General features: G+C 73.6%; 7 protein-coding genes. 1 reads left to right on the forward strand and 6 read right to left on the reverse strand.

Features of this window, described 5'->3' with window-relative positions:
• Positions 1-24: 24 nt before the first annotated feature.
• Together ACFVYF_RS31795 and ACFVYF_RS31800 are read right to left on the reverse strand one after the other, a co-directional pair.
• Positions 25-621, reverse strand: coding sequence for a flavodoxin family protein (locus ACFVYF_RS31795; RefSeq protein WP_389460939.1), 597 nt, complete (start codon positions 619-621; stop codon positions 25-27).
• A gap of 383 nt (positions 622-1004) precedes the next feature.
• Complete coding sequence (locus ACFVYF_RS31800) at positions 1005-2183, reverse strand: amidase (protein WP_389460941.1); 1179 nt, start codon at positions 2181-2183, stop codon at positions 1005-1007.
• Between ACFVYF_RS31800 and ACFVYF_RS31805 the strand changes: the two genes are divergently transcribed.
• Positions 2143-2493 carry a DUF397 domain-containing protein gene (locus tag ACFVYF_RS31805; RefSeq protein WP_389460943.1) on the forward strand — a complete coding sequence of 117 codons (351 nt, stop codon included), beginning with the start codon at positions 2143-2145 and terminating at the stop codon, positions 2491-2493. The genes ACFVYF_RS31800 and ACFVYF_RS31805 overlap by 41 nt on opposite strands.
• Here the strand turns inward: ACFVYF_RS31805 and ACFVYF_RS31810 are convergent.
• The 4 genes from ACFVYF_RS31810 to ACFVYF_RS31825 all read right to left on the reverse strand — a co-directional run bounded on the left by ACFVYF_RS31810 (position 2450) and on the right by ACFVYF_RS31825 (position 7749).
• Positions 2450-2905 carry a DUF4913 domain-containing protein gene (locus ACFVYF_RS31810; protein ID WP_389460945.1) on the reverse strand — a complete coding sequence of 152 codons (456 nt, stop codon included), beginning with the start codon at positions 2903-2905 and terminating at the stop codon, positions 2450-2452. The genes ACFVYF_RS31805 and ACFVYF_RS31810 overlap by 44 nt on opposite strands.
• Positions 2902-4656: a type IV secretory system conjugative DNA transfer family protein gene (locus tag ACFVYF_RS31815; protein WP_389460947.1), complete on the reverse strand. Its 1755-nt coding sequence runs from the start codon at positions 4654-4656 to the stop codon at positions 2902-2904. The genes ACFVYF_RS31810 and ACFVYF_RS31815 overlap by 4 nt, the downstream gene beginning before the upstream one ends.
• 76 nt (positions 4657-4732) lie before the next feature.
• Positions 4733-6259, reverse strand: a complete 1527-nt coding sequence (locus ACFVYF_RS31820; RefSeq protein WP_389460949.1) for an ATP/GTP-binding protein — start codon at positions 6257-6259, stop codon at positions 4733-4735.
• On the reverse strand, positions 6256-7749 hold the full coding sequence (locus tag ACFVYF_RS31825) for an SCO6880 family protein (protein ID WP_389460950.1): 1494 nt from the start codon (positions 7747-7749) through the stop codon (positions 6256-6258). Before ACFVYF_RS31825 ends, ACFVYF_RS31820 begins: the two co-directional genes overlap by 4 nt.
• Between the last annotated feature and the right edge of the window lie 192 nt (positions 7750-7941).

Genomic DNA, 7941 nt, shown 5'->3' on the forward strand with positions numbered 1-7941 from the left:
CCTGTGGCGGGTGCGGGCCGGGGGTCAGCCGACCGGGACCTCGTGCTCGTACGGGAAGCGGGCGAGCTGCGGCTCCTGCGCGAAGAACGTCTTCGCGCGGGCCAGCGCCGCGGAGTCCTGCAGTACGTCTCCGGGCTTGCTGCCGTTGCCGAGCAGCACCCCGCCGAAGCGCATCCCCATGTACGCGGCCGAGTTGCTGAGCGTGCCGATCAGCGGGTCGGCGACCTCCTCCTCCGGGTGCGCCAGGGCCGTGACGCCCCAGATCGTGCGCCCGGCCAGCGTCGCCTTGAAGTCGGTGTCCGGCGTGCGCAGCCAGCCCGACCAGTAGTCCAGGTAGCGCTTGGTGGACGCGGAGACCGAGTACCAGTACAGCGGCGAGGCGATCACGATGTCGGTCGCCGCGAGCGTGGCGTCGAGCAGCAGCCCCGCCGCGCCCTCCGTGGGCCGCACATGGTCGCTGTCGTGGCGCAGGTCCTCGAAGTCGGGGAGCGGGTGCTCGGCGAGGCTCAGCCAGCGCTGCTCCACATCGGCGGGCAGCTGCTCGGCGGCGCGACGGGCCAGCAGTTCGGTGTTGCCGCCGGTGCGGCTGCTGCCCAGCAGAAAGAGGAAAGAGCGGGTCATGGGGCGGCCCTCCGGGTATTGAGCGTACGGCGATTACATGCGTGCGCAGTATATGCATGAGCATGTACGTGGGGGCAAGAGTGCGTTTCCCTGCTGGTGCTGGTGCTGGTGCTGGTGCTGGTGCTGGGTGCCGGGTGCCGGGTGGAGGGCAACGGTGGGGTCCTCGGCGGGCGGTGGCGAGGGCGTGCTCCTTGCCGGAACGGTGGTGGGCGGTGGCGAGGGCGTGCCCTGCGCCGGGCGGTGGCGGGTGGCTGGAGCCTGCGCTGCCTTCACCGGCGTTCCGGTCTTCCGGTCTTCCGGTGTTCCGGTGTTCCGGTGTTCCGGTGTTCCGGTGTTCCGGTGTTCCGGTGTTTCGGTCTTCCGGCGGCCCTGGGTCGCGCTGTTCAGGGGAGGCGGGCCGGACGGGCGCGGAGACCCGCCCGGTGCTCGGCGGCCGTCGCGGTGGCGAGCAGCGACGGCTCGGCGCCGTGGCGGGCCACGAGCTGGAGGCCCACCGGACAGCCGTCGGGGCCGAACCCCGCGGGGATACTCACCGCCGGGTGACCGCTCAGGTTGAACGCCCAGGTGAGAGCGGTGGAGTAGCGGTCGCCCGGACCCTCGTGGCCGTGCGGGGTGTTGGGCGTGACCGGGGTCAGCAGCAGCTCGGCCTCGGCGAAGACCCCGGCGAGCCGTCGGTCGTTCTCCTCCCGCACCGCCCGCGCGACGGCCGTATCGGAACCTGGCGTCCGCAGGGCCAGCCACGCGGGACCGGGATCCTCCAGCCGTACGTCCCCGGGCGCGAGGCGCACGACCCCGGCGGCCGCGAGCCGGCCCACCGCGCTGTACGCGACCGCCGTCACCCCCGCGTCCACCTCGGCGAAGCCCAGGTCGGCGGACCATACGGCGGTGACCGGGGCCGGCCCGGAAGCAGGGGTGCGGGCCTGCGGAGCGTCGCCGGACACCGCCCGCCAGTACGCCGCAGCGTCGGCCGCGGACCGGGTGAGGACACCGGCCGCCGTGAGGCCCGTACGGTCCCGCGACGGCAGTCTGCCGTTCGTGGTCTTGAGGCCGTGGACACCGCACCACGCGGCGGGGATGCGAACGGAACCCGCGCCGTCGGCGCCGGTCGCCAGCGGCACCAGCCCCGCGGCGACCGCCGCCGCCGATCCGGCCGACGAGCCGCCCGGAGTCCGGTCGGCGCGCCAGGGATTGACGGTCCGGCCGTACGCCCCGAGCCCCCACGTCTGCCAGGCCGTCCCCGGGCCGGGCACGGACGTCGCCCCCACGGGCACGCATCCGGCCGCGACCAGCGCATCCGCCGTACGCAGCCCCTGGCGCCCCTTCACCCCGATCGGGACCCCCGCCAGCGGCAGCCACTCACCCGCGTCGACCCGCGCGTCCACCACCCCGGCCCACCGGACCGCCTCCTCACCCCACACCTCGACGAAGGCGCTCAGCGTCGGCTCCACCCGCCCGATCCGCGCCAGACAGGCCGCGACGACCTCGACGGCCCGCACGGAGCGGGCCCGTACAGCAGCGGCGATGTCCTCGGCCGAGTGGTTTCCGTACGCGTCTGCTTTCATCGGTACGCGGAGACCTCCCTCGATCGGCGGCAAGGAGTGGGAAAGGGTGAGCCCGTCCTCAACGGCCCTTGCCCGGCACAAGAGTTCCTACAGCGGGAACCACGAAGCGACCTGTGTGGAGACCGCCCGTCTCGACGTCCGCGTGGGCGTCCGTGACTCCAAGGGCCGGCAGGGACCGGTCCTGCTCTTCTCGCACGGGGCCTGGGGAGGTTCCTCGCCGGTGGGAAGACGGAGCGGGACACCGGCTGAGCGCCGCCGAACCCGGGTCACCGTCCGCCGATGTCGTACGGGTCGGGTTCCGGCGGTGTGACGGAGGCCGCGTACGGCTCGACGGTCGGGGGCTGCTTCGGGCGGTGGCTGCCGGTCTTGCAGCCGGCGAACGGCCCTGCGGGGGAGCGGAGTTCGGCGAGCGCGGGGCCGAGGTGGTCCCGGTGCCACACCGCGGGGCCCGAGGCGCCGGCCGCCGGATCCGTGTACTCCTGCCAGGCCAGCCACAGCGCGTGCAGCCGGGCGATCGCCTCCAGATGCTCCCACCAGCGCGGGCACCACGGCTGCTGCGAGGTGACCTCCCGGCCGTACACGGGGAGCAGCAAGTCGGCTACCCAGAAAGACAGTTGCTGCATCTCGGCGGCGTACTCCCCGCCCTCCAGGTAGAGGATGAACGACGGGGGCGCCGGCTGCTCCAGTGGCGGTCCGCCCGGCTGGTCCGCGGGGGTGGTCATCGGGTGATCCTCTCGACGGCACGGACGGTGATGGCATCGACCTCGGCCCGCGCCGCGGCCGCGATACGGTCGGCGCCCGGCTCGGCGTACCAGGGGCGCAGGGTGACCAGGGCCGGTTTGACGCCGGTGGCCAGGAGCAGCGCGGTGCCCTTGGGCAGGGCTCGGATGCGGTCGACGGGAAGAATGCGTTCCAGACGGTACGAGGTCGACCGCGACCGTCCGTCCTTGCTCCGGGAGTGGCTGACGGTCGAGACGTCGTGCTCGCCGACGAGCCGCGAGACCTTCTCCACGAAGTCCGCGTCGTCGAGGCCGGCGCCGAGCAGTTTGACGGTGGCGGCCCCCCAGAGCGTGTCCATGCCCGCCTCGCCCCAGACCCGTGAACCCTGCCGGTAACTCTGCAGCAGTGTCACGATGTTGATGCCGCGCGATCCGAAGTGCGAGTACAGGTCCGGGAGATCGGAGATCCGGCAGACGTTGGCGGCCTCGTCCAGTACGGCCGTCATCGGCGGATCCAGCCGCCCGCCCATGCGCTCGGCGGCGACCACTCCCGCGCGCAGCACGGAGTCCGCGACCGCCGCGACGACACCGGCGGCTGAGCCGCCCCCGTCCTTCGACAGCAGATAGAGGGTGTCGCGCGACAGAACGTGCTGCTCGGGGCGGAACTCCGGGAGGCCGGGGTCGGGGCTGACCCAGGCCGCGATCTGCGGATCGAGCAGACACGCCACACACTGGCGGGCCGTCTCGTAGATGCCGTCCCGGGTCTCCACCGCGCCCTGCACGGTGCCCTGGAGCTGGTCGGCGAGCGCCGTCATGCCCGCGTCCCGCAGCAGGTCGACGGGGGTGCGGTCGGCCGGGTCGGCCAGCCAGGAGAGCACCTCGTCCACCTGGCGTCCGCCGCGGCCGGCCGCGTGGAACAGCGCGGTGAGGGTGTTCTGCGCGGCCGAGATCCAGAAGTCCCGTTTCGAGGCGTCGTCGTTGATCGCTCCGACGAAGTGCCCGGCCAGGCGGCGGGCGCCCTCGATGGTGGCGGCGTCCGCGAGCATGTCCCACCACAGGGTGCGGGGGGTGTGGGCGATGCCCTGCGGGTCGAACGTCCAGACGCGGCCGTGCCGTTCGCGTTCGGCGCGGGTGACGCTGTAGACGTCGGCCTTGTTGGACGTCAGCAGGACGCTCCCGCGGGCGCGCAGTACGCGGGGTACGGCGATTCCGGTCGATTTGCCGGCCCTCGGGGCCATCAGGTCCAGCTCCACGTCCTCGTAACTCGACCTCAGCTCGGGGCCGTTGGGGGCGAGGTCGCCGATCAGGTTGCCGGTGTCGTCCGGGTCGAGCCGCCCGGACTTCGCGAGGGAGGGGCGCAGCCGGCGGGCCCGTGTGGCGGCGCCCTTCGGCAGCATGGGCGCCAGCTCCTTGCGGCCCGCCAGGCCGCGGGGGCCCGCGAACCGGCGGCGGGTGAGCGTCACGAGGACGACGACCGCGGCGAGCACCGTGCCGAACACGGTCGCCATGCCCGCGGCGAGCGTGCCGCTGTCGGTCGTCGGCCACAGCGGGGCCGGGCCCTCCCTCACGAGGGTGGACAGGGTGGAGAGGGCGAACGGTGGGGGGTGCCAGCCGGCGCCGGTCGCGGCCGCGGCCAGGGTGCCGCCGAGCCAGGCCCCGAAGAACAGGGTGCCGATGAGGAGGGCTCCCCCTGGGATGACCCAGGGGAGGAGATCGTCCCCGCTGCTGTGATGTGCCTTACGTGTGCTGGTCATTCGTGGTCCCCCGTCCGGGGGTTCTCGCCCCCGCCGCCCCTACCCGTCCCTGGGGCTCCGCCCCCGACCCCGCTCCTCAGACGCCGGAGGGGCTGGATATTTCTCGTCCGGTCGCAGGGCTGAAGCCCTTGGCGAGGCTTGGCCCCTCCGCCTCCGACCAGCGGGTGTTCGTGTTGTGCAGGGCCCGCTCGGTGTCCGTGATGGAGACCTTGATCGGGATGCCGGGGCGGCCGCCCACCTTGATGAGGAAGCGGCCGCGGCCGGGTGGTTCCTCGTTGCCGCCGGTGTTGGCCCAGCCAGGCGGCGAGGACCAGGACGAGACCAGCTCGATCTCGCGCTCGGACATGCCGACGATCTCGCCGAGCTCCTTCATCTCCGTACGGGGGAGCCCGGCGCAGACGACCATCCCGGCCCGCTCCACGAAGCCGCGTGCCTTCGCGCGGTCGGCCTCGCTGCCCAGGGCCTCGGCGTCCTTGAGGGTGTGCGTGATCTTCGCGTCGCCGAGGCCGAGGGAGCGGTTCAGCCGGGTCAGCGCGTCGATGCGCTCGACGATGCCGGAGGCGGCCCGCAGGGGGCGCCACAGTTCGTCGAGAACGGTGAAGAACCAGCGCTGCGGGGCGAGTCCGGCATCCGCGAGGGCGTGCGCGGCGGCCACCGTGCCGAGCCCGTCGGACCAGGCGGCGAGCATCGCGGCGGCGGTCAGCTGGGTGTCCGCCTCGCCGATCCGGGAGATGTCGACGCAGACGGCCGGCGAGGCCGGGTCGATCCTGGTCGACGTCTCGGTGGCGAAGGTGTCGCCCAGGGGCCCGTCCAGCACACCCAGCAGGGAGCGGTGGAGCGGATCCACCGCCTCCTGGTACCGGGCCACGTTGCCGCGGTCCAGCGTGACGGCGCGGACCCGGTCCGGGCCCTCGTCAAGGACCTTCAGCAGGTCCGGCAGCAGCGGCGGGCGCCCCGGCCGGGTCCGCTCGGCGAGGTGGTGCAGACAGGCGGAGAGCACCGACTGCTCGTGGTCGTCCATCGGGCGGCCGCGCACGATGGTGATGAGCGCCGCGACCATGTTCAGCACCCGGCCGTGAGCCTCCGCGGCCAGCACCCGCCCGCGTTCGCCGCCGATCCGCAGCGCGGCCTCGCCCATCGCGCCCGGGTCGAGGACGTTGATGCCGCCGACGCCCCGGCCGATCGAGATCACCTGACCGCCCAACGCCCGTACGGTGTCGGCGTAGTCGGGCTTCAGGTCGCCGAGGACCAGCGGGGTGATGCCCGTCGCCGCCATGCCGATGAGCATGCGGTTGACCAGCGTCGACTTGCCCAGGCCCGGCATCCCGAGCATGAACAGGGACGGGTTGGAGATGTAACGGGCCCTGGTGAACCAGGAGATGGGGTCGCCGCACACGGTCGCCCCGGTGTGCAGATGCTGCCCGAGCGGCACGCCGGTCATGGGCGCGCCCGAGCCCGCCGCGAACGGCCAGAGACCGCACGCCTGGACGGTGGTGGCCCGCCACATCGCGGGCGGGTCGACATGGCCGACCTGCCCGCCGCCGGGGCCGTACCAGCCGCGCGGCGGGGTGGTCGCCTGTCGTGTGACGGACTGCCTGCTCACAGCGCCTCCCGGAGCTGGTACGGAACGAGGGTGTGCTCCCAGGGCAGCAGCCCGACCGGGAGCGTGCAGGTGAAGGCCGAGGCCTGCATCCGGTCGGCCGGGCGCATCAGGACGCGGGACGCCGCCTGGAGATTGCGCACGGTGATGGCCGCGTCCTGCAACTGCTCGGCGTCGTCGACGGTCACCGTCACCATCAGCGAGAACTCCACGAGCCCGGCACCGGCCGCCTCCTCCGCCGCGGTCTGCTCGGCGGCGTGCATCTCGGAACTGGCCCGCGCCTGTACGAGACCCCGGCGCGAACCCGCCATGAAGTGGGCGGAGCGGCGGTCGGACTCGACGATGCGGGCCGAGGTCGCCGGGTCGATCGGGCGGTAGACCAGGGAGACCCGCTTGCGGCGGGTGCCGGGCGCGGGCTCCAGCAGACCGCGCAGCACACTCGACCGCACGGTGCCGCGCGGCGCGAGCGTCAGCATCCAGGTCCGCGAGATCCCCGAGTCGTGCTGGTACGCCGAGACCGTCTCGACCGCGGCCGCGGGGCCCGCGTCCACCCACTCCAGGCCGGTGGTGGCGTGCTCGGCGCGGGCGGTGAGCACGTCCGGTGCGATGGCGGGGTCGTACGCCACCCGGACGATCTCCGCGAGCCGCTCCGCCGCCAGCGGATAGGCCGAGCCGCCGCCCGCTGCGACCAGGCCCGCCAGCAGACCGGGCAGCCGCATCGAGAGGTCGGTCACCACATCGTCGATGTTCCGCTTGGGGCCGCCCGTCGGGCCGTACGTCAGGGCGATGTAGGTGTGCATCTCCGAGGACGCCGACGGGTAGCGCCGTACGACCTCCTCCATCACGGCGCGGGCCGCGGGCGGCGCGTCCGGCGAGATCCGCGGCAGCACCTCGGCGGCGAGCCGGGTCCCGGTGTCCGGCGCGGTCTCGACGACGACCTGGGCGCCGCGCAGTCCCGGCTCGTGCGAGAGCCGGGCCAGCCAGTCGCCCCAGGACGCCACCCAGATGTCGATCTGTGCGGGGTCGACCAGCGAACCGCCGTCCGGTTCACAGGCCAGGACGACGGTGTACAGCCCGCGGCCGGGGTGGTGGAGCACGCCGAACGGGCGGTTGTAGGCGTCCCGGCCCTCGTGCATCCTTGTGCGCGCGAGCAGTCCGGGCGGGTGGAAGCGGCCGCCGGGGCGCTTGGACAGCGGCCCGGAGACATAGGTGTGCGAGCCGTTCGCCCGGCGCCTGATCCAGCCGATGCGGACCGCGAGGACCTGGTAGACGTTGCGGCCGTCGACGGTGCGCAGCGCCAGCGGGGCGAGGAACAGGCCGACCGGCACCAGGACGGCGATCGCGGCCGGCAGCGAGACCAGCGAGGCGAGCAGCGCCACCAGGAGTCCGCCGAAGGCGACGACCGTACCGAGCAGGCCCAGCGGGCCGAGTCCGGGACGGCGGGGTCTGCGCCAGTTCCCGTAGGTGGGACGCGTCAGGGCGTCGGTGGACATGGGTCTCCTTCTTCCGGGCGACTGAAGCGGGCGGGAGCCGGGGGCCCCGGGGGTGCGTGCCATGCGCACGGCGTCCCCGGGGCGGTCGGCCTACTGGTTGTGGCCCTTCATGCCGTCGTTGTCGTCGAGTGAGTGGGCGACTTCCGAAGCGGCCGCGACACCCGTCTGTACGGCGACCGCCGCGGCCTGCAC

Origin of the sequence: Streptomyces sp. NPDC058274, assembly GCF_042881375.1 — a bacterium.
Classification (GTDB): domain Bacteria; phylum Actinomycetota; class Actinomycetes; order Streptomycetales; family Streptomycetaceae; genus Streptomyces.

Coding starts and splice junctions, on each gene's coding strand:
- ACFVYF_RS31805 (WP_389460943.1), top strand. CDS start 2,143: ATGTCCTCGGCCGAGTGGTTTCCGTACGCGTCTGCTTTCATCGGTACG.
- ACFVYF_RS31795 (WP_389460939.1), bottom strand. CDS start 621: ATGACCCGCTCTTTCCTCTTTCTGCTGGGCAGCAGCCGCACCGGCGGC.
- ACFVYF_RS31825 (WP_389460950.1), bottom strand. CDS start 7,749: ATGTCCACCGACGCCCTGACGCGTCCCACCTACGGGAACTGGCGCAGA.
- ACFVYF_RS31800 (WP_389460941.1), bottom strand. CDS start 2,183: ATGAAAGCAGACGCGTACGGAAACCACTCGGCCGAGGACATCGCCGCT.
- ACFVYF_RS31815 (WP_389460947.1), bottom strand. CDS start 4,656: ATGACCAGCACACGTAAGGCACATCACAGCAGCGGGGACGATCTCCTC.
- ACFVYF_RS31810 (WP_389460945.1), bottom strand. CDS start 2,905: ATGACCACCCCCGCGGACCAGCCGGGCGGACCGCCACTGGAGCAGCCG.